17 protein-coding genes are annotated in these 20,757 nt (G+C 39.1%); 10 read left to right on the top strand and 7 right to left on the bottom strand.

The window, feature by feature from the left end:
- The first annotated feature begins 6 nt into the window (after window positions 1-6).
- The 8 genes from glgB to apaG all read left to right on the top strand — a co-directional run bounded on the left by glgB (window position 7) and on the right by apaG (window position 11,610).
- Complete coding sequence (gene glgB / locus AC4IFE_RS14535) at window positions 7-1,956, top strand: 1,4-alpha-glucan branching protein GlgB (RefSeq protein ID WP_490757872.1); 1,950 nt, start codon at window positions 7-9, stop codon at window positions 1,954-1,956.
- A gap of 54 nt (window positions 1,957-2,010) precedes the next feature.
- Window positions 2,011-3,417: a glycogen synthase gene (locus tag AC4IFE_RS14530; RefSeq protein WP_490757871.1), complete on the top strand. Its 1,407-nt coding sequence runs from the start codon at window positions 2,011-2,013 to the stop codon at window positions 3,415-3,417.
- Between the two features lie 206 nt (window positions 3,418-3,623).
- Window positions 3,624-4,892 (top strand): glucose-1-phosphate adenylyltransferase, encoded by a 1,269-nt coding sequence (locus AC4IFE_RS14525; RefSeq protein WP_490757870.1) that lies wholly within the window; start codon window positions 3,624-3,626, stop codon window positions 4,890-4,892.
- 234 nt (window positions 4,893-5,126) lie between these two features.
- Window positions 5,127-5,714, top strand: coding sequence for an outer membrane beta-barrel protein (locus tag AC4IFE_RS14520; RefSeq protein WP_490757869.1), 588 nt, complete (start codon window positions 5,127-5,129; stop codon window positions 5,712-5,714).
- Window positions 5,715-5,862: 148 nt separating this feature from the next.
- Window positions 5,863-6,903 carry an SRPBCC domain-containing protein gene (locus AC4IFE_RS14515; RefSeq protein WP_490757868.1) on the top strand — a complete coding sequence of 347 codons (1,041 nt, stop codon included), beginning with the start codon at window positions 5,863-5,865 and terminating at the stop codon, window positions 6,901-6,903.
- Window positions 6,904-7,028: 125 nt separating this feature from the next.
- Entirely contained in the window at window positions 7,029-9,845 is a 2,817-nt protein-coding gene (locus tag AC4IFE_RS14510; protein WP_490757867.1) for a 2-oxoglutarate dehydrogenase E1 component, read from the top strand.
- Between the two features lie 41 nt (window positions 9,846-9,886).
- Window positions 9,887-11,143, top strand: a complete 1,257-nt coding sequence (odhB, locus tag AC4IFE_RS14505; protein ID WP_111958135.1) for a 2-oxoglutarate dehydrogenase complex dihydrolipoyllysine-residue succinyltransferase — start codon at window positions 9,887-9,889, stop codon at window positions 11,141-11,143.
- Between the two features lie 77 nt (window positions 11,144-11,220).
- Window positions 11,221-11,610, top strand: coding sequence for a Co2+/Mg2+ efflux protein ApaG (gene apaG / locus AC4IFE_RS14500; RefSeq protein ID WP_490757866.1), 390 nt, complete (start codon window positions 11,221-11,223; stop codon window positions 11,608-11,610).
- A 72-nt stretch (window positions 11,611-11,682) separates the two neighbouring features.
- Here the strand turns inward: apaG and AC4IFE_RS14495 are convergent, their stop codons facing one another.
- The 3 genes from AC4IFE_RS14495 to AC4IFE_RS14485 all read right to left on the bottom strand — a co-directional run bounded on the left by AC4IFE_RS14495 (window position 11,683) and on the right by AC4IFE_RS14485 (window position 14,309).
- Window positions 11,683-12,240: a 3'-5' exonuclease gene (locus AC4IFE_RS14495; protein ID WP_490757865.1), complete on the bottom strand. Its 558-nt coding sequence runs from the start codon at window positions 12,238-12,240 to the stop codon at window positions 11,683-11,685.
- A gap of 198 nt (window positions 12,241-12,438) precedes the next feature.
- The gene (locus tag AC4IFE_RS14490; RefSeq protein ID WP_490757864.1) at window positions 12,439-13,419 is read right to left on the bottom strand and encodes a glycosyltransferase family 2 protein; all 981 of its coding nucleotides are present in this window, start codon (window positions 13,417-13,419) and stop codon (window positions 12,439-12,441) included.
- A 5-nt stretch (window positions 13,420-13,424) separates the two neighbouring features.
- Complete coding sequence (locus tag AC4IFE_RS14485; RefSeq protein ID WP_490757863.1) at window positions 13,425-14,309, bottom strand: lysophospholipid acyltransferase family protein; 885 nt, start codon at window positions 14,307-14,309, stop codon at window positions 13,425-13,427.
- Between the two features lie 80 nt (window positions 14,310-14,389).
- Between AC4IFE_RS14485 and AC4IFE_RS14480 the strand changes: the two genes are divergently transcribed.
- Window positions 14,390-14,959, top strand: coding sequence for a thioredoxin family protein (locus AC4IFE_RS14480; protein WP_490757862.1), 570 nt, complete (start codon window positions 14,390-14,392; stop codon window positions 14,957-14,959).
- A gap of 35 nt (window positions 14,960-14,994) precedes the next feature.
- Here AC4IFE_RS14480 and AC4IFE_RS14475 read toward each other — a convergent pair whose 3' ends face one another.
- Window positions 14,995-16,380 (bottom strand): aldehyde dehydrogenase, encoded by a 1,386-nt coding sequence (locus AC4IFE_RS14475; protein WP_490757939.1) that lies wholly within the window; start codon window positions 16,378-16,380, stop codon window positions 14,995-14,997.
- An 18-nt stretch (window positions 16,381-16,398) separates the two neighbouring features.
- Window positions 16,399-17,961: an MFS transporter gene (locus AC4IFE_RS14470; protein WP_490757861.1), complete on the bottom strand. Its 1,563-nt coding sequence runs from the start codon at window positions 17,959-17,961 to the stop codon at window positions 16,399-16,401.
- 48 nt (window positions 17,962-18,009) lie between these two features.
- On the opposite strand from AC4IFE_RS14470, the gene AC4IFE_RS14465 reads away from it, so the two are divergent.
- A complete protein-coding gene (locus tag AC4IFE_RS14465) occupies window positions 18,010-18,180 on the top strand; it encodes a hypothetical protein (RefSeq protein ID WP_490757860.1) in 171 nt (56 codons plus the stop codon).
- 77 nt (window positions 18,181-18,257) lie between these two features.
- Here the strand turns inward: AC4IFE_RS14465 and AC4IFE_RS14460 are convergent, their stop codons facing one another.
- Together AC4IFE_RS14460 and AC4IFE_RS14455 are read right to left on the bottom strand one after the other, a co-directional pair.
- Complete coding sequence (locus AC4IFE_RS14460; protein WP_490757859.1) at window positions 18,258-19,304, bottom strand: HlyD family secretion protein; 1,047 nt, start codon at window positions 19,302-19,304, stop codon at window positions 18,258-18,260.
- A 5-nt stretch (window positions 19,305-19,309) separates the two neighbouring features.
- Window positions 19,310-20,641, bottom strand: a complete 1,332-nt coding sequence (locus AC4IFE_RS14455) for a TolC family protein (RefSeq protein ID WP_490757858.1) — start codon at window positions 20,639-20,641, stop codon at window positions 19,310-19,312.
- Window positions 20,642-20,757: the final 116 nt, after the last annotated feature.

Below are 20,757 nucleotides of genomic sequence, written 5' to 3'. Positions count from 1 at the left end.
ATCTTGATGAATTCTGTTAAAACCTATACGCTGTTCACGGATCATGATATCTACCTTTTCAAAGAGGGCAGGCATTATAAGCTGTATGGGAAATTTGGAGCACATTCTGTTGAAAAAGAGGGTGTAAAAGGTGTCTATTTTTCGGTTTGGGCTCCCAATGCAAAAAAAGTTTCCGTAATCGGGAACTTCAACAACTGGAATCATAAAGATCATATCCTGTTTCCGCGGTGGGACGGGTCGGGCATCTGGGAAGGTTTCATTGCCGGGCTCACCTGGGGAACATTGTATAAATATGCAATAGAAACTGCCAGAGGAGAAATTCTGGAGAAAAGTGATCCTTATGCCTTAAGCTGGGAGCAAAATCTGCAGGCAGCCTCACTGGTTTCCACGACCTGGTATGAATGGAGTGATGAGGAATGGATGGAAAAACGCTGGAAAAACAACAGTCTGAATGCACCAATATCTGTGTATGAGCTGCATCTGGGTTCCTGGATAAGAGAAAGCGATGCTCCGGACAAATATTTGAATTATCGTGATATTGCTGGAAAACTTGTTCCTTACATAAAGGAAATGGGATTTACACACGTGGAATTCATGCCTGTTATGGAATATCCGTACGATCCGAGCTGGGGATACCAGATTACCGGCTTTTATGCAGCGACTTCACGTTTCGGTTCGCCGCAGGATCTTATGTTTTTGATTAATCAGCTTCATAAAAATGATATTGGAGTTATTTTGGACTGGGTACCGTCCCATTTTCCTGGAGATGCCAACGGGCTCCATCGCTTTGACGGCTCCTACCTGTATGAACATGAGGATCCCCGAAAAGGATTTCATCCCGACTGGAAGTCTTATATTTTCAACTATGGCAGAAATGAGGTGAAATCTTTCCTTATTTCTAATGCCATGTTCTGGCTGGAACGCTATCATGCAGACGGACTTCGCGTAGATGCCGTCACATCTATGCTTCATCTTGATTATTCAAGAAATGAAGGGGAATGGGAGCCTAATATAGAAGGTGGAAATGTAAATCTTGAAGCAAAAGCTTTCCTGCAGGAATTCAATACAGCAGTTTATAAGGAATTTGGAGACAGCATTATTACAATAGCTGAGGAAAGCTCAGATTTTCCTATGCTTACAAAACCGGTTCATACTGGCGGCGTAGGGTTCGGAATGAAATGGATGATGGGGTGGATGCATGATACACTTGATTATTTTAAAGAAGCTCCGGAAAGCAGAAAGTATCATCATCATAAAATTACTTTTGCGTCCGTGTATATGTATAATGAAAATTATATGATGCCGCTTTCGCATGATGAAGTGGTACACGGAAAAGCAAGCCTTATCTATAAAATGCCGGGTGATGAATGGCAGAAATTTGCCAATCTCCGTACGCTGTATGTCTATATGTACAGCCACCCGGGAGTCAAGCTTCTCTTTATGGGAGACGAATTTGCCCAGACAGGTGAATGGAATTTTACCAGGAGCCTAGACTGGCATCTGCTGCAATATCCGGTCCATCAGGGAATGCAGACGCTCGTTAAAGACCTGAATCATTTGTACAGGAATGAACCCGCTTTTTATGAAAATCAATTTGATAAAAGCGGATTTGAGTGGGTAGAAGCGGATGATCTCGAGAATTCCGTGTATGTATACCTCAGAAAAGGCAAAAGAAGGGACGATGTATTGATGGTTGTTCTGAACATGATTCCAAAGGTGTTGGAATATACCATCGGAGTGAATGCAGGAACTCATTGGGAGGTTATATTCAACTCTGATAACCCAAAATATAACGGAAGCGGTGTAGATGCTGATATCCTGAATGAAAAACAGGAAGAATGGATGGGACGTCCCAAATCTGTCACAGTAAAACTTCCGCCAATGGCAGGGATTATTTTAAGACAGAAAAAAGATAAAAAATATAAATTACATAGAATAAAACAGCATAAGAAATAATCATTTTGATGCTGAGGGCCTAAAATAGGGCTTGATATAAATGACAGTGAAATTATGGTAATATATCATTTAAGTACAGAATGTTATCCGGTAGCAAAAGTAGGTGGTCTTGCAGATGTTGTGGGAGCGCTGCCGAAATATCAGAATAAGATAAAGGGAGTGGAAGCCAAGGTTGTTATGCCCTGGTATAATAAATCTTTTGTTCATGATCATGAGTTTGACATAGTTTTTGATGGCTTTATTCATCAGGGGGGAAATATGCTTCAGGTTCAGGTGATGAAGGAGAAAACAGATGCTTTGGGATTTGAATTGTATATGGTAAAAATTCCCGGGCTTTTAGACAGGGAAAATCCTTACGGATATCAGGATGAAAGCTTTCAGTTTTTAGCCTTTCAGCATGGGTTGCTTCACTGGCTGAGCGCTATGAAGATCCGTCCGGATGTATTGCATTGCCATGATTATCATACAGGATTGGTTCCTTTTATGACGCAGTATTGTCCTGAATTTGAATTTTTAAAAGGAGTAAAAACCATAGGCACCATTCATAATGGAGAGTACCAGGGAATGATGAGCTGGAATATGGCGAATTATATGCCTCTTTTTGATTCCTACAAATGGGGACTGATGGACTGGAACGGGCTCATCAATCCACTGGCAAGTATGATCAAATGTACCGATGCTTTTACAACAGTTTCAGAAGGATACCTGGAGGAACTGTTCATCAGCTTCCGCGGGCTGGAAAGCCTGGTGCGTCAGGAGTTTGGAAAAGCATATGGAATCATCAACGGGATTGATACGGAAATATGGAATCCTGAAACTGATCCGATGCTGGATTTTAATTTTAATATTAAAAATGCGGTAGCTCAGAAGAAGAAAAATAAAGGAAAGCTCTGCAAAGAATATGGTTTAAAGCCGGAGCTTCCTCTGTTTGCATTTATTGGAAGATTTGCCACCGAAAAAGGAGCTGATTTTCTGCCGGATGTAGTCTGGAAAAGTATTAAGCAGAGTTATGGGGCACTGAATATTATGATTCTGGGTTCAGGAAATGCTTATATTGAAAATAAGCTTAAGGAATATGCATATACGTATACCAATTTTGCGCTGGATTTGGGGTATAAAGAATATCTTTCCCACAAAATCTATGCGTCCGCAGACTTTCTGCTGATGCCATCAAGAGTGGAACCATGCGGGCTGAACCAGATGTATTCCATGAGGTATGGGACGGTTCCTGTCGTAAGATATACCGGAGGCCTCAGAGATACAGTGGAAGATATTTCAACCGGAGGGGCGGGATTAAATTTTACATACCCGGGAGTAGACGATATAGTACATGCCATGAACAGGGCATTGGAAATTTATAACCAAAAAGGAGTTATGGAAGGTCTTATCCATGCCAACATGAATTTTGATTTTGCATGGGAGAAATCTGCCGAAAAATATATAGCTTTATACAGTAACTGATATCATGGAAGTTTCCGGATTTTTGCTAATCATAATATAGAAATTTATGATGCAGACTAAAGAAATACTGGAACTAGATAATGAAGGTGAATTTAGGGTCATTGTGTATAATAATGAACTCGCATATGAAAATAAAGAGTGCTTTAGAGTAGTGGTAAGTACTAAGAAAAAACAGTAAATTTAATTCAATAAAACGCAAGATACCTATGAAACGAAATGTAATCTCCATTGTTTTGGGAGGCGGCAGGGGGACAAGATTATTCCCGTTAACATATTCAAGATCGAAACCGGCAGTTCCTATTGCAGGAAAATACAGGCTGGTAGATATTCCTATTTCCAACTGTCTGAATTCGGGGCTCAATAAGATCCTGGTTTTAACGCAGTTCAATTCAGCTTCCTTGAATTCACATATCAAGAATTCTTATCACTTTGATATTTTCAGCAAAGGATTTGTAGATATTCTTGCAGCAGAACAGAATGTGGAAAACGACAGCTGGTACCAGGGAACAGCAGACGCTGTGCGCCAGTCGATGAAGCACTTGGAAAAATATGATTATGATTATATCTTGATCCTTTCCGGTGACCAGCTTTATCAGATGGATTTCAGGGAAATGCTCGATTTTCATATTGAAAATGGAGGCGATGTGACGATTGCTACCATTCCCGTGGTGGCAAAAGATGCAACAGGATTCGGAATTTTAAAGTCTGATGACGACGGAAATATAACATCCTTCTACGAAAAACCGGAATATGATATTCTGGACAGCTTAAAATCTGAAGTTTCAGAAGAAAACAAACGTAAAGGAAAAGAATATCTGGCCTCGATGGGAATTTATATCTTCACGAGAACCATTCTTAAAAAAATGTTTGAAGAAGGAGCCGGGGATGATTTCGGGAAAGATATTATTCCAAATTCGATCGGAAAATACAAAACACTGAGTTACCAGTATGAAGGCTACTGGACAGACATCGGAACCATAGAATCTTTTTATGAAGCCAACCTGGATCTGTGTCAGGACTTTCCGCAGTTTAACCTGTTTTCCTCCTCGCCGATTTATACAAGAGCAAGGATGCTTCCACCGTCTAAGATTAACGGTTCATACGTGAGCAAAGCTGTTTTCGGTGATGGATGCATCATCATGGCGGATAAGATTGAGAATTCCGTGATCGGGAACAGAACCAGAATAGATAAAGGAAGCACGATCGTGAATTCTTTCGTAATGGGAGCTGATTTCTACCAGAATACAACCGAAATTGTGCTCAACGACAGAAATGGGTATCCGAACATGGGAATCGGAAAATACTGCTATATTGAAATGGCTATTCTTGATAAAAACTGCTATATCGGCGACAATGTAAAAATTATCGGCGGAAAGCATATTCCGGATGGCGATTACGGAACCCATTCCGTACAGGATGGAATTGTGGTGGTGAAAAAAGGAGCCGTTCTTCCTTCGGGAACCCATATAGGATAGAAACCCAGTATCAGTTAAATAAAAAGTATCTCATTTGGGATACTTTTTTTGTTTTTAATAGTTAAGTCCTAACTTCTTATGGTTGGTTACGATAGATAAATATAACTTGAATATAATATCCCATTGATAAAATATTAAGTACTTTCAAATCTATTGAGGAAGTTTTTTTAACATATTTTATGATTTGGCACGCGGATTGTTAATAGCTCTCTAAAAAATACAAATTTTGAAATTATGAAAAAAACTTTGGTTATTGCAGCTGTAGCTGCATTCGGAATGGTGAGTGCTCAAAAAAACACTTTGTTATTAGGCGGTAATATTGGTTACAATAGTGATAATACCAGTATTTCCGGAGAAAAAAGCAAAGTAGAATCCTTTAGCTTCACTCCTACAGTTGGATATCAGTTTAGTGATCACTGGACAGTAGGGATCAATTCTTCCATTACCTCAGGAAAGAGACCTGCAGATTTTGGAACATTAAAAGAAAACGGTTTTGCTATTGGACCATTTGTTCGTTATGCAGTGCCATTAAGCCAGACTTTTGCGGTGTATGGTGACTTAGGAGCGGGATATCAAAGCATGAAGAATACCTATACTGTAGCATCCAATTCCAATGAAATAAAGCTTAACGGGTTTTATGCCAACTTTACGCCGGCATTGTTTATCAACTTTAAGAATGGCTTTGGATTAAACTTTAATATTGGAGGAATCAGATATGGATATTTGAAACAGGATGGGGCTGATTTTAAAAATAATAGATTCAACCTGTCTTTTGGTAAAGAAGTAGGAGTGGGAATTTCTAAGAACTTCGGATTAAAATAATTCTGAATAGAACTAAGAAGTGAAAAGCCGGAATTTCCGGCTTTTTTATTAGCTAAAATCATCAGAATAATAAAAAGCCTCAGTTAAAATTAAAAATCAAAGGAATTATTATATTGGTCAATTTTTTTATTTGTCTTACTTTTGCGTGATGCGTTTTTTTAAAATAATAGCCGTAATTCTTGTTCTTTTGGTAGGAGCCTATGCTGCTTCCATGTATTTTTTTGTGGAAGAAAACAAGGATTTCAAGATAGAAAAAGAAGTCGATTATCCTATAGATAAAGTCTTTTCACAGTTTAATAATCTTCAGAACTTTACCCGCTGGAACAATTTTTTTACAAGTTCGCCATCTGTTGATATCGATTATTATACCCCTTACGAAGGCCAGGGAAGTGCAATAAGCTATGTTGATCCGAAAAACGATACGGACGGAGAAATGTTCATCCGGTATGAAAATCCCGCTAAAAGCTTAAGATACCAGCTTTTTGAAGACAGGAATGAAAGTCCAACGGTAGTGGATGTCCAATTCAAGCCTGTTTCAGCAGACAAAACAAAGATTACGTGGTATGTGCACACGCCTAAGCTTTCTGTATTCAGAAGAGTTGAAAATTTCTGGACCGAAGATAGATTTGCCGAAAATATTAATAAAAGCATGGTCAATCTGAAAAATGTGTTGGGCAATAAAGTGGAAAAGGACAACCAGATGGCTTCCATCAAGTATGACAGTCTCATGGTGGAAAATGAAGAGAATAAGCTGTTGCTGGGCATCAATGTAAGCGCATCAAACAAAAAAGAAGCACTGTATAAAAACATCGTTATGAATTACAGCAAAGTTTATAACTATGTCACCATGGATCTTGGTAAAAAAGACGATGAATTCGGTTTTCCGGTCCTGATTACCGATGCTGATAACTACAAAGACAAAGAAGTATCTTATTTCCTGGGAATTCCCCTTTCCAAAAAGATAGGAGTTCCGGATAATAATTTCAATTTCCGGACAGTAAATCCTTCTCAAAATTATGTAATGTATTACAAAGGAAGCTATGAGGGCAGAATACGGGCAGTCCAGCAGCTGATTCAGAAGGCCAAAAAAGACGAGATGCGCTTCGGAGATATCCGTCAGACCTTTATTGAGCGTCCCATAGAGGGGCAGGAAGTGAATATTAAGCTCTCATTATCAGTATTTAAGTAGTTTTTTTCAGATTATTTTTTTCTTAATTTTTTTTAACGGTTTCAGGCTGTCTTAACTCGGTTTTTTTTATTAAATTTGAAGATTAATTCTACAAAATAAATTTTAATAATAGATAAACTGTAATAATGGACAGATTTTCATTCCTAAACGCAGCTCATTCTCAGTTAATTGAGGATTTATACCAACAGTACTTAAAATTCCCGGATTCTTTAGAGCCATCATGGAAAGCCTTTTTTCAAGGCTTTGATTTTGCTTTGGAGAACTATGGAGATGACGATAACATCCAATATATCCAGGCCCCGGCCAACGCTGCTCCGGCAGTACAGCAGATCTCTCAGGCAGTAGCCGGCGGAGAAGTTCCTGAGCACATCAAAAAAGAGTTCAAGGTAGTAAACCTTATCGAGGCTTACAGAACAAGAGGGCACCTGTTCACAAAAACAAATCCTGTCAGAGAAAGAAGGCATTATACCCCTACTTTAGACATCGAGAACTTTGGTTTGAGCAAGGAGGATTTAAATACAAAATTCAACTGTGCTGTTGAAACAGGAATGAAAGAACCTGCTACATTACAGGACCTGATCAAGCATTTGGAAAATATCTACTGCGATTCTATCGGGGTAGAGTATACGTATATCAACAACGTTGAAGAAAAAGATTTCATTAAGAAATGGCTTCAGGTGAACGAAAACCACCCAAGCCTGTCTGCGAATGAGAAAACTGAAATTTTATTAAAATTGAATCAGGCAGTAGCTTTTGAAAACTATCTTCACACAAAATTTGTAGGACAGAAAAGATTCTCTCTGGAAGGAGGCGAAACTTTAATCCCTGCATTGGATCAGCTGATCTCAAGATCTTCTCAACTTGGAGTGGATGAAGTGGTATTAGGAATGGCCCACAGAGGAAGACTGAATGTATTGTCAAACATTTTCGGGAAATCTTACAAGCAGATCTTCTCAGAATTTGAAGGAAAAGAATTTGAAGAAGATGTATTCTCTGGGGATGTTAAATATCACTTGGGATCATCTAAAAAAGTAAAAACAGCTTCTGGAGAAGAAGTAGCCATCAACCTTACGCCGAACCCGTCTCACCTTGAAACCGTAGCAGCTCTTGTAGAAGGGATCTGCCGTGCTAAAATAGATGACAAATACAAAGGAGACGGTTCCAAGATCCTTCCTATCGTAATCCACGGTGACGGTGCTATTGCAGGTCAGGGTATTGCGTATGAAGTGGCTCAGATGATGACCTTAGAGGGATACAGAACAGGAGGAACTGTTCATATCGTTGTCAACAACCAGGTATCATTTACGACAAACTATGCTGATGCCAGATCTTCAACATACTGTACAGACATTGCAAAAGTTACCGAATCTCCGGTAATGCATGTGAATGCTGATGATGCTGAAGCAGTAGTTCATGCAATGCATTTTGCAGCAGATTTCAGAGCAAAATTCGGCAAAGACGTTTATATCGATTTATTAGGATACAGAAAGTATGGGCATAACGAAGGTGATGAGCCTAGATTCACGCAGCCTAATCTGTATAAATTGATTTCTAAACATCCGAACCCAAGAGAAATTTATAAAGATAAATTACTTAAGGACAGCATTACGTCCAATGATCTTATTGCAAAAATGGAATCAGACTTCAAAGCGCTTTTAGATAAAGACTTTGATGCTTCCAAAGAGATCGAAAAAAATGCAATGGATCTTTTCATGGCAGAGGACTGGACCAATTATCCGATCGGAAAAAGAGGGGCAGTACAGATTCCTGTAGATACGAAATATGACCTGGAAAAGCTTAAAGAGCTGGCCATTAAAATGTCATCTCTTCCGGCTGATAAAAAGTTCATCAATAAAATTACAAGACTGTTTGATAACCGTGTGAAGGCTATCGAAGGGAATTCATTAGACTGGGCGCTTGGAGAATGGTTGGCTTATGCAACACTTCTTGTAGAAGGGCACAACGTGAGAATTTCCGGAGAAGATGTGGAGAGAGGAACATTCTCCCACAGACATGCGGTAGTGAAAACTGAAGATACAGAAGAAGAATATATCCCGTTAAGACATGTATCAGAAAGCAGATTTGATGTATACAACTCTCACCTTTCAGAATACGGAGTTCTAGGTTTCGACTACGGATATGCAATGGCTTCTCCTAACACACTGACAATTTGGGAAGCTCAGTTCGGAGACTTTGTGAACGGTGCTCAAATCATTGTTGACCAATATCTGGCTGCAGCAGAAGAAAAATGGAAGATTCAGGACGGATTGGTAATGCTGTTACCTCACGGTTCAGAAGGCCAGGGAGCAGAACACTCTTCAGCAAGATTAGAAAGATTCTTAACGCTTTGTGCGAATGAAAATATGGTGGTAGCCAATATCACTTCACCTGCCAACTATTTCCACTTATTAAGAAGACAGCTGAAATGGACATTCAGAAAGCCGTTGATCGTAATGAGCCCTAAATCCCTGCTGAGACACCCGAAAGTGGTTTCTCCATTAGAAGATTTTGCAAACGGTTCTTTCCAGCCGATATTGGACGATCCTACAGCAGATCCTAAAAAAGTAGAAAAATTAGTATTGTGTTCAGGTAAACTGTACTTCGAATTATTGGCGAAGAAAGAAGAACTTAACTGTGAAAATATTGCGCTGGTAAGATTAGAGCAATTGTATCCGCTTCAGGCAGACGCATTGGATACAATTTTCAGCAAATATGAGAACAGAACACAATTGGTTTGGGCTCAGGAAGAACCTGAAAACATGGGAGCATGGTCTTATATCCTGAGAAACTTCAGAGATACAGGAATCCAGGTAGTAGCTCCGGTACCAAGCGGTGCTCCGGCTCCGGGAAGCCACAAAATGTTTGAGAAAAACCAGAATGCAGTGATCAACAGAGTTTTCGACAGAGATGATGCTCCTGCAAAAAGACCCGTTACAGCGTAATTAAGAATAATACCCAATTAAAAAAATAAAAAATACTCAATATGTCAGTTTTAGAAATGAAAGTTCCTTCACCGGGAGAATCCATTACAGAAGTTGAAATTGCAACTTGGCTTGTGAAAGATGGTGATTATGTAGAAAAAGATCAGCCAATCGCAGAAGTAGACTCAGATAAAGCAACTCTTGAATTGCCTGCAGAACAAAGCGGTGTAATCACGTTAAAAGCAGAAGAGGGTGATGTAGTACAGGTTGGCCAGGTAGTTTGTTTAATTGATATGGATGCTGCAAAACCTGAAGGCGCAAGCGCTCCAGCTGCTGAAGCTCCAAAACAGGAAGAAGCTCCAAAGGCTGCTGAACCAGCTAAACAGGAGGCTCCAAAACCAGCTGCTCCGGCACCGGCTCCACAAACTTATGCTACAGGAGCACCATCTCCGGCAGCTAAAAAGATTCTTGATGAGAAAGGTATTGAGGCTGGACAGGTTTCAGGAAGCGGAAGAGACGGAAGAATCACTAAAACTGATGCAGAATTGGCTGCTGTTCCTGCTTTAGGAGGAAGCCCTTCTACTGCAACAGGTGCGCGTACCACTACGACAACTAAACTTTCAGTTCTGAGAAGAAAAATCGCTTCAAGATTAGTTTCTGTTAAGAACGAAACAGCTATGTTGACAACTTTCAACGAAGTTGACATGTCTGAAATTTTCAGATTAAGAAAACTATATAAAGAAGAATTTGCTCAAAAGCACGGAGTAGGATTAGGCTTTATGTCTTTCTTTACAAAAGCGGTAACAAGAGCATTACAGATGTATCCGGATGTGAATGCATCTATCGACGGAGATTACAAGATCAACTATGATTTCTGTGATATCTCAATTGCAGTTTCAGGTCCTAAAGGATTAATGGTTCCGGTATTGAGAAATGCTGAAAACATGTCTTTTGCTGGAGTTGAAGCCAATATTAAAGATCTTGCCACCAAAGTAAGAGACGGTAAAATTACAGTTGATGAAATGACTGGCGGTACATTCACCATTACAAACGGTGGTACTTTCGGATCTATGATGTCTACACCAATCATCAACCCTCCGCAATCTGCTATCCTTGGAATGCACAATATCATCCAGAGACCGGTAGCGGTTGACGGGCAGGTAGTGATCAGACCAATGATGTACGTGGCTATGTCTTATGACCACAGAATTATCGATGGAAAAGAATCTGTAGGATTCCTTGTAGCGGTAAAAGAAGGTATTGACAACCCTGTTGAAATACTAATGGGTGGTGACGAAAGAAAAGGTCTTGGATTATAAATTTTAAGAAATTTTAATATTAACACAATCTCGCCTTAAAAAGGCGAGATTTTTGTATTTATTAGGAAAATACTAAGATGATGTTCTCAAAAATGACTTCCAATATCAAAGTTTCAGTAATACCTGAATATGATAGTAAAAACAGTTATCCATCTGAAAACCGTTATGTCTTCAAGTATAATATTACAATAGAAAACGATGGCAGCTTTCCGATTAAAGTACTGAAAAGAAAATGGCTGATCTTCGATGTAGGCTTTGGATACACTGAGATAATAGGAGATGGGGTGATAGGGTTGACGCCAGAGATTCCTGTAAGTGAAAATTTCGCTTATTTCTCCAATGTAATGCTTCGGTCCGGAGTAGGGAATATGAGCGGAAAATACCTTGTTAAAAACATGGATACCCAGGAAACTTTTGAAATTGAGATTCCAAAATTCAACCTGCTGTCTGAAGTGTTAAGCAATTAGAACTACTCCTTGTTGAGATGGTATAGGAAATAATACAGATTATGGATAGCAGCCGGAAATAAAGACGTTCTGTTATAGTTTTTTAATATACTTATTTAAGAAACAGCTATGTATTTCTTCATTCTCGGTGATGATTAATTTTTCGAAAGCCAGAAGCGAAATTTTTGCGCAGGCTTCAGCATCGTCTCCGGCCCGGTGATGGTTAAGGCTAATCTGATGATGTTCCGCCAGATGTTTCAGACCATATTTCGGAAGATAATTCCAGGATTTTTTAGCCAGCTGAATACTGCAAAGGTAATTCAGTTTCGGGGTAAACATCCCGTAATGCTCAAAACATCCTCTTAAAACCCCTGCATCAAAGCTTGCATTATGGGCAATCATCAGCGTTCCGTACATCATTTCTTCAGCTTCATACCAGATCTCATCAAAAGTAGGAGCATCCTTCACATCTTCCGGAGTTATTCCGTGAACGTTTATATTAAATCTGCTGAAATAAGGGAAGCTGGGTGGCTTGATCAGCCAGGTTTTCGTTTCAACGATTTTCGAATCCTGAACAACACAAATACCCATTTCACATGCTGAGCTTTTTTCGTGAGTGGCTGTTTCAAAATCTATTGCGCAGAAATCCATTTTTTATAGTGATGAGTTAAGAATTATGTGTTGCTGATTGGTTAGATGCTGGTTTTATTTAATGTTCAGGGTTTAAAGTTTAAAGTTTTTGAAGTTAAGAACTTTTCCTGTAAAATACTATACTCCTTTAACCGTAAGATATTGTACTTTATTTCCCTAATCCCTAATCCCTAATCCCTAATCCCTAAAACCTGCAACCTACTTCCTTCCACCTAAAAAATGCCTGAAGATCAGCCATTCCGACTGGTAGAATTTATTTTTCTGATGCTTCTGGCGTAATTTCCATGTTCCAGGAAGCTGTCCGTAAAAACCAAAATGAGCCCTTACCACAGCCCACAGGTGAGGAAATCCATTCTTTAATCCGAAATAAATTCCGGCAATTCCGTCTAGGCATAGTCTGAAAAATATAAGTCCTATCAGTTTAGGAAAAGGAAGGTTTTTCAGCATCATAGAGAGATTGTTTCTGATGTTCAAATAGGTCTTCTGCGCACTTTGCTTATTCAGGGTTCCACCGCCAACATGATATACCTTTGATTTTCCTGTATAGAAGATTTTCTTCCCGGAATTAATCAGTCTCCAGCAAAGGTCAATCTCTTCCTGATGGGCAAAAAATCTTTCATCAAACCCATTTTGTTCCCAAAAGTCTTTTGAGCGAACAAAAAAACAGCATCCCGAAGCCCAGAAAATTTCTGTTTCATCATCATACTGACCGTTATCCTCTTCAAGGTCGTCAAATACACGTCCCCGGCAGTATGGATAGCCCAGATTGTCAATAAGACCTCCGGCAGCACCGGCAAATTCAAACTGTTTTTTATTGTTGAAAGATAATATTTTAGGCTGTACAGCTGAGATTGAAGGATCCTTTTGAAATAAATCCAACACAGGATTGATCCAGTTTTCAGTAACCTCCACATCAGAATTGAGAAGACAGTAATATTCGTTTTTTATTTCCTTTAAACCTTCATTATATCCCCCTGCAAAACCGTGATTCTTATTGTTTATAACGATTTTCACCATAGGAAAATGAGTATGTACAAAATCTATGGAATCATCGGTAGAAAGGTTATCTATGATATAAATATCCGCCTCCTGAGAAAAACGGACAACACCGGGAAGAAATTTTTCAAGCCAGTTTCTACCGTTCCAGTTTAAAATGACAACTGCTAAATTTTTCGGCATCAGAATTATATTTTTTCAGCATCAAACGTTTTGATAGACTCCTGGTACTTCCATTTTCTGTGTGACCAGAGATAATTGTCCGGGTGCTTGTGCAAAGTGTTTTCCAGAAGCTTATGAAATTTCCTTACCACTTCATGTTCCGTAAATTTTTCACCGTCAGGATAGATTCTGTGGTAATTTACCTGGTAATATCCCCGTTTTACCTTCTTCATTTCACAGTAAATGAAGGCAAGGTCCATTCTGGTAGCCAGCTTATCATATCCTATAAATGCAGGTGTTCTCTGGTTCAGGAAATTTAATCCATAATTGACGTGAGCAACATGCGGAGTCTGGTCTGCTACAAACATATAGGCCGATTCACCGTCATTTTTAGACCTGAAGATATTCATGATCACTTCATTGGCTTCCAGGGCTTCGTTCCCAAACTTATTCCTTACCTTCTTCATCTGGTTCTCCCAGAAATCACTGTTCACTTTTCTGTAAACGGGATGACAGTGTTTCTGCGGAATAATTCTTGCAAAAGCATTCATCCATTCCCAGTTGAAGACATGTCCGGCAAGCATGATAACATTTTTACCCTCTGCTTTGGCCTCATGGAATACTTCCTGATTGATATGCTGCATTCTTACACGGGATTCCGTCTCAGAGATACTGAAAGATTTGATGGTTTCTACAAGATAATCCGAAAAATTCAGATAAAAATTCTTCCTTATGATTCTTATCTCTTCTTCAGATTTTTCAGGAAAAGAATTCCGGAGATTCTGTGTGATGATCTTCCTCCGGTAGCCTACCAGATAGTAATTTAAGAAGAACATAACATCCGAAAAAATATACAATACTTTAAGCGGAAGTTTAGAAATGAAATATAATATTTTGATTAGGAAATTCATAAAACATGCAAATCTAGTGATAATAAAATTATGGTTCTATTTTTGCTTGCAATAAGTATTATTTTTTTTATTTTTATGTTATGAAAAAATTGTCGATCATAGCCTTCCTTGGACTAAGCGTACTTGCTTTTTCTCAGGATACCAAAACACCGGAAGTAAGAAAGCAGGATAATGCCCTTCTGGTAAAACCTGATCATGCAGAGCTGGATGTGAAGAAAAAAGCAGCAGAGGAAAAAGCAAAACTTCCCAAACCTTATGATCCTAAAGCTGATGCTGAAGCTGATATTAACAAATTGATTGCCCAGGCTAAAAAAGAAGGGAAAAATATTGTGATTCAGGCAGGCGGTAACTGGTGCATCTGGTGTCTCCGTTTTAATAATTTTGTTCAAAATACTCCCGAACTGAAGGAAACTGTAGATAAAAACTATCTGTATTATCATTTGAATTATTCTCCGGAAAATAAAAATGAAAAAGTTTTTGCTAAATATGTTGATATTAAAGAAAAGCTTGGCTATCCTTTTTTCATAGTTTTAGATAAAAACGGAAAAATGGTCCATGTTTTAAAAGACAGTTCAGTTCTTGAAGAAGGAAAAGGATACAGCAAAGAAAAAGTAAAAGAGTTCTTTGATCAATGGGCTCCAAAGTCATAAAAAATAAAACCGGGAAATTTTTCCCGGTTTTTTATTTATAAAAGCTTCCTGATCCAGTTTAATTTTTTTTCAGAGTAGGGCGGATATTTTATATCCGGCTCGCCCCAGGTTGCTTTTTCCAGAATGGATTTTTGATGTGAAAAGGCTTCAAATCCATAAACACCGTGATAATTTCCTATACCGGAATTTCCCACGCCACCAAAAGGAAGACGCTCGTTTCCTAAATGCATGATCACATCATTGATACACCCGCCACCAAAGGACAATTTCGTGGTGAAGGCCTCTTTTTCCTCAGAATTCCGGGTAAAAAGATAGGCTGAAAGCGGTTTTTCAAGTTCCAGGACAGTAGTAAGAGCCAGATTGAAATTGGTGAAGCTAATAACGGGTAATATAGGCCCGAAGATCTCTTCCTGCATGACATCATCTTCCCAGCTTACGTTATTCAGGAGGGTAGGCTCTATAAACAGTTTCTTTTCATCGAAATTTCCTCCAAAATAAATTTTCTCCTTGTGGATCAGCTTTATCAGCCGCTGGAAATTTCTTTGATTGATAATTCTTGTATACTGCTCAGAGTCCGGACCGTATTTAAATTCTGTGATATATTTTCTCAGCATTTCCAGAAACTGTTCGTGGATGGATTCCTCCACCAGCAGGTAATCAGGTGCCACACAGGTTTGTCCGGCATTGAGAAATTTCCCCCATACAATTCTTTTGGCAGCTACCTCAAGATCTGCATCTTTGGTTACAATGGCAGGAGATTTCCCGCCTAATTCAAGCACTACAGGCGTCAAATGTTCTGCAGCAGCCTGATAAACGATCTTTCCAACTTTAGTGCTTCCGGTAAAGAATATTTTGTTGAATTTAAGCTTTAAAAGTTCCGTGGTTTCATCAATACCGCCTTCATAAACATACAGATATTCAGGAGGGAAATTGTCATTGATGAGCCTGGCCATTATCTTCATCGTGTTTTCTGCAATTTCACTTGGCTTTAAAACACAGCAGTTTCCTGCCGCCAGCGCAGCAATAACAGGAGAAAGGGATAACTGGTAAGGGTAATTCCATGCACCTATAACAAGAATATTTCCTAAAGGTTCCGGATAAATTTTACTTTTCCCCGGTTGATTGGCCAGGTTAGTCCTGACTCTTTTGGGTTTTGCAAGTGCATTTAAATTCTTCAGATAATAATTAATATCATTCAGAACAAAGGAAATTTCCGTTGTGAAAGTATCAAATTTTGATTTGCCGAAATCTTTATAAACAGCTTCGTACAAAAGCTCTTCATTCTTTAGAATCATATCACGAAGCTTTTCAAGATACATTTTCCGGAACTTGATATTCTTCGTTTGCTGTGTTTTGAAAAAAGCTTTCTGTAGATCTACGATTTCCTGAATTTCCATATGATCAAATTTCGGAAAGTACAGCAAATTTTCGGCCTAAAATTACATAATATTTCTCACTGCAATTTTTACTGGATGATACAGTAGTAAAGCGAAGGCAGTGATTAATGCCAGCCAGAACAGCCCGGTGAAAATTTCCATATTGGAAAGCAGGATTGACTGGGCTGTTATTTTTGCTTTAAAGGCTCCGGCAGTCATGGATAATGATTCATTCACAGGAAGTTGAGAGAGATGAGCTCCGAAAATCTGATTCCACTGGCTGTAAAAAACAGGATTGGTATCTGTGAGATTAAAGCTTAAAATGTCAGAATGTTTTAACGTCAAGAGAAGCATCAGGTTCTGCATTAACGCATATCCGATAGCAGTGGTCCAGAAACGGGTCGTAGTCCCCAGAGCTGTTGCATTGGAGAGATATTCTTCCGGCGTTCCGGAAATGAGAAAGAAAACGAGAGGTGTAAACAGTAAGCCTTGGGCAATTCCCTGCAGGAGCAAAGGCGGACAGATCGTAGAAAGGGTAGTGTCGGGATAAAATGTATACGTAAACCATGCACAGTCTGCTGCCAGCAGAAGAAATCCGGTAAAGAAAACGATCCTTGAGGAAATGCCCCGCATCAGGCAGATTCCTGATAAAACAATACCAATAAGCGTTCCGGCAACATTCCAGTATTGAATATTGACGATATAATCCCATGGCCATTTCCAGACCGTTGCCATAATGCTGTAGACATTGTTCAGGCCGGAACGGATCAGATAAAAAATAAAAAACAGGATCATCCCGGCAATCACATTCTTTGAGCTGAACACTTCAAAATGAAAAATCGGTCTTTTGGAATTCCTCTGCTTGAGCATAAACAATCCTCCCGAAAGCAGGAAGATAAAAAAACACATGATAATGGTATCCGATTCAAACCACATCAGTCTTTTTCCGTAAATAATCGCGTACCCTCCTGACTGAAGGCAGGCCCACAACAGGAACCAACTTGTGATATCCAGCTGGTAAAGAGGCATTTTAGGGAAAAATCGGTTGGTATTGAAAAGAGCAATCCCGATAATCAGCACGAAAACGTGAAAATACACCATCATTAAGATCATATGCCGGAAATCATAATTTTCAATGCTCGATTTCAATAATGAAGTAGTGACCGTACCGCCTGTCAGCATAATGGTATACATAAAAAGATAAGCAATTACCTTGGCATGTTTGGTTTTCAACTCAGCAATGATGAGTGGCAGAAAAATTGCGCCTTCCAGCAGTCCGAAAATGCCTTCCAGAAACCGTATGACCAGAATGACCTGGTAATTATTGGTAACTGACAGGGCATAAAGAATGATTACTGAAATGGAAGACATCAGCAAAACATAATATTTAACGCTGAAATAAGCCATAAATCTCTGTAAAACCAAAAGGGTGACCACAAAGGTTCCATACATCAGAATCATTAAATACTGGATGTCATCGGAATCTACATCCATAAAAGAAGAGGTGAAGGCGCTGTTGGAATGTAAAATTGACAACAACATCAGATGGGGAAACAAAGCCAGTATCAGAAGTGGCAGTTTCAGCCATTGAGGGACCCATTTATGATAAACTGTATTATGTTGCATGAGGATTTGTAAATGTGATGATTGGGTGATTCGTTAAAATAGGTTGGTATGGAAGCACATAGATGCTTTTTCGTTATTTCATCGGCAATAAAATGCGGAAAGACAGAAGAGCAGAATGTAAAAGTAAAAGGTAAATTGACAAATGCTAAAGAATCATCAGAAGCCTGTCGCTGCAGTGCTGTCTTTCCGCTAAAAAAATCTAATCCGACTGTTTATTGATGTAGGAATTGGACTTGTGATGTTTACTATCTTTCACTCTAAAACTCTAAAAACTTAAAACCATCCACACAAAAAAGCTATATCTTTTTCGCACTCACCAGGACATTCATCCCGGAAAGCAGTTTTTCATTATTTTGATGGGGATCCAGAAGAATTTTTACCGGAAACCTCTGTTCGATCTTGACAAAATTACCCGTAGCATTATCAGGCTTTACCAGAGAAAACTGTGAACCTGATGCAGGCGAGACGGAAACCACTTTTCCTTTAAACTCAATATCAGGATAAGCATCTGCGGTAATTGTTACTTCCTGCTTCGTATCGATTTGTCCGAGTTGTGTCTCTTTATAGTTGGCAATGATCCACTTTTCTTTACTTACCATTTGTACCAGCGCCTGGCCTTCTTTGATCAGTTGTCCTTCCTGGATTGTTTTTTTGCCTACCCAGCCATCGTATGGGGCTGTGATCACGGTGTATGAAAGAAAAAGTTTCGCATTGTTCAGGTTGGCAGAGCTTTGCCGGACCTGGCTTTTTACCGGGGCTACTTTTGTCTGCTGTTCATTAGCACCGGCTTTTACTGCATTTTTCTGCTGTTCTAAAGCTAAAAGACTGGCTTTGGCCTGCTCATAGGAAGCTTTTACATGTTCAAACTGCTGTTCGGTGGCGGCATCTTCAGACACCAGGTTTTTATACCTTTTAAAATCCTGTTCTGTTCTCCATATATCAATTTTTGCTGAAGTTATTTTGGCATCAATGATCTTTGAATCACTTTCCTTTGTATTGACGCCGCTCTCAATGGTCGCAATATTTTCAGCGTTGGCATGAAGGCCGGCTTCAGCCATTTCTACCTGGTTGATGAATTCTCTGTTGTCGATCACGATCAGGGTATCACCTTTATGCACGAACTGATTTTCTTCAAACCGTATGCTTTTAATGAATCCTGAAACTTTACTGGAAACCGGGGTAATATACTGTTCGATCTGGGCATCGTTTGTGGTCACATTTTTCCTTGAGAAAAGATAAAAGCTTACCATCCCAGTAATTCCACTGATGATCAGGATCCAGGCCAGAAGCGTAATCGATTTGTTGATTCTTTTTTCTTTTTGTGTCAGTTGTTTCTTTGCCATAGTTTTTATAAGTTTCCAATCGTGTACTGGAGTTGGTAATATTTTAGTTGTCGGTTAATTTTTACGGAAATAAGATTGGATTCAGCCTCCAGATAAGCATTATCTGCATCGATGAGTTCTGTGATCAGGCTTAATTTATTCGCATATTTTGTCTTTACAATGCGGTAGTTTTCTTTGGCCTGGCCTATAGCTTCTTCGGCAATCTTTACTTTCTGATCGGTTTCTTCGAATTTTTTATAGGCTTCATAAACGGTATGTCTTACCTTTTCATCATTCTCTTCAATCTGGAGCTTTGCCAGATCAATATTTTCCCGGGCTTCCTGCATCTTGTATTTGTTTTTATACAGGTTTTCGATGGGATAAGTAAGGTTTACTCCAAGCATTCCCAAACGGTAGGCGTAGGGTTCAGGGGGAAAGAACATCATATTGGGATATTTGATAAAGTATTCTCCTCCTGCTGTAATCTGGGGTAAATAATTCGCCCGCGTGATTTTTTGATCCAATTCTTTTAACGAAAGATTTTTGTGGGTCATTTCTACGGATTCGTTATTACTTAAAGCAGTTTCCGTCAGTTCATCAATATAGGGAATAGCAGCTCTGTCTGAAATAAGATCCTCTGTATCTACATGCATTTCCTGGTTTTCCGGAAGCGAAAGAATGGTTTTAAGCTGATGCTCGGCAATTTGTATATCGTTGTCCAGCTCTGTCCAGCTCATCGTATGATTGGAAAGCTGCAAAGATGTTCTCAGAACTTCATTTACCGTCACAACTCCATTGGCTTTTAAAGCTTTTACCTGTTTGATATTTACAGAATCCTCCTTCATTTTATCATTGATAAGATTTTGCTGTTCCTTTAAATGATGGATCTGGAGAAAAGCCGTAATGATCTCCATTTTAAGCTGTCTTTCATCCTGATGGGTTCTCAGAGCAGAAATTTCAGTATCAATAGATGCTTTTTTCTCCGCATTCCTGATTTTCCCACCCATATAGACCGGTATTGATGCTGAAAGGGTAAAATCATACATTCCGTTAATGACATCATATTTCGTGGCTTTATTGAAAAAACCGTTTTGATACTGGAAAAGATTGGTCACCTGGTGATAGCTGGTGTGAAATTCTATATCTGGCAGCTTTTCCATGGCAAGGTCTTTTTCTCTTGTGGCAGACATTTCCTTTTTTAAATGGCTTATCTGCAGGTTTTTGTTGTATTTCAAACCAGTCTCAATAGCCTGTTGAAGGCTGAGATGCTGATAATCGATCATTTGTGAGTGTACAAAACTGCCTGTCAACAGTAAGCACAACGCCATGCACTGATATCTGCCAGCGTTAAATATCATATTCATAATTTAATTAAAGGATTTTTGCTAAAATGATTTTGATGCTGCAAAGTTACGCTGTGGAGTATCGGACCTGATTTGTGAAAGCAGAAAAAGATTTGCTCATTTACGCCAAA

The sequence above is a fragment of the Chryseobacterium sp. UF-81 genome, from assembly GCF_058245105.1.
This window is presented reverse-complemented; position numbering and strand designations above follow the sequence as displayed.

Coding starts and splice junctions, on each gene's coding strand:
- AC4IFE_RS14520 (WP_490757869.1), top strand. CDS start 5,127: ATGAAAAAAACTTTGGTTATTGCAGCTGTAGCTGCATTCGGAATGGTG.
- AC4IFE_RS14525 (WP_490757870.1), top strand. CDS start 3,624: ATGAAACGAAATGTAATCTCCATTGTTTTGGGAGGCGGCAGGGGGACA.
- AC4IFE_RS14455 (WP_490757858.1), bottom strand. CDS start 20,641: ATGATATTTAACGCTGGCAGATATCAGTGCATGGCGTTGTGCTTACTG.
- AC4IFE_RS14470 (WP_490757861.1), bottom strand. CDS start 17,961: ATGCAACATAATACAGTTTATCATAAATGGGTCCCTCAATGGCTGAAA.
- AC4IFE_RS14485 (WP_490757863.1), bottom strand. CDS start 14,309: ATGAATTTCCTAATCAAAATATTATATTTCATTTCTAAACTTCCGCTT.
- AC4IFE_RS14495 (WP_490757865.1), bottom strand. CDS start 12,240: ATGGATTTCTGCGCAATAGATTTTGAAACAGCCACTCACGAAAAAAGC.
- AC4IFE_RS14515 (WP_490757868.1), top strand. CDS start 5,863: ATGCGTTTTTTTAAAATAATAGCCGTAATTCTTGTTCTTTTGGTAGGA.
- AC4IFE_RS14530 (WP_490757871.1), top strand. CDS start 2,011: ATGGTAATATATCATTTAAGTACAGAATGTTATCCGGTAGCAAAAGTA.
- AC4IFE_RS14510 (WP_490757867.1), top strand. CDS start 7,029: ATGGACAGATTTTCATTCCTAAACGCAGCTCATTCTCAGTTAATTGAG.
- AC4IFE_RS14490 (WP_490757864.1), bottom strand. CDS start 13,419: ATGCCGAAAAATTTAGCAGTTGTCATTTTAAACTGGAACGGTAGAAAC.
- AC4IFE_RS14480 (WP_490757862.1), top strand. CDS start 14,390: ATGAAAAAATTGTCGATCATAGCCTTCCTTGGACTAAGCGTACTTGCT.
- AC4IFE_RS14460 (WP_490757859.1), bottom strand. CDS start 19,304: ATGGCAAAGAAACAACTGACACAAAAAGAAAAAAGAATCAACAAATCG.
- AC4IFE_RS14465 (WP_490757860.1), top strand. CDS start 18,010: ATGGAAGCACATAGATGCTTTTTCGTTATTTCATCGGCAATAAAATGC.
- apaG (WP_490757866.1), top strand. CDS start 11,221: ATGATGTTCTCAAAAATGACTTCCAATATCAAAGTTTCAGTAATACCT.
- odhB (WP_111958135.1), top strand. CDS start 9,887: ATGTCAGTTTTAGAAATGAAAGTTCCTTCACCGGGAGAATCCATTACA.
- glgB (WP_490757872.1), top strand. CDS start 7: ATGAATTCTGTTAAAACCTATACGCTGTTCACGGATCATGATATCTAC.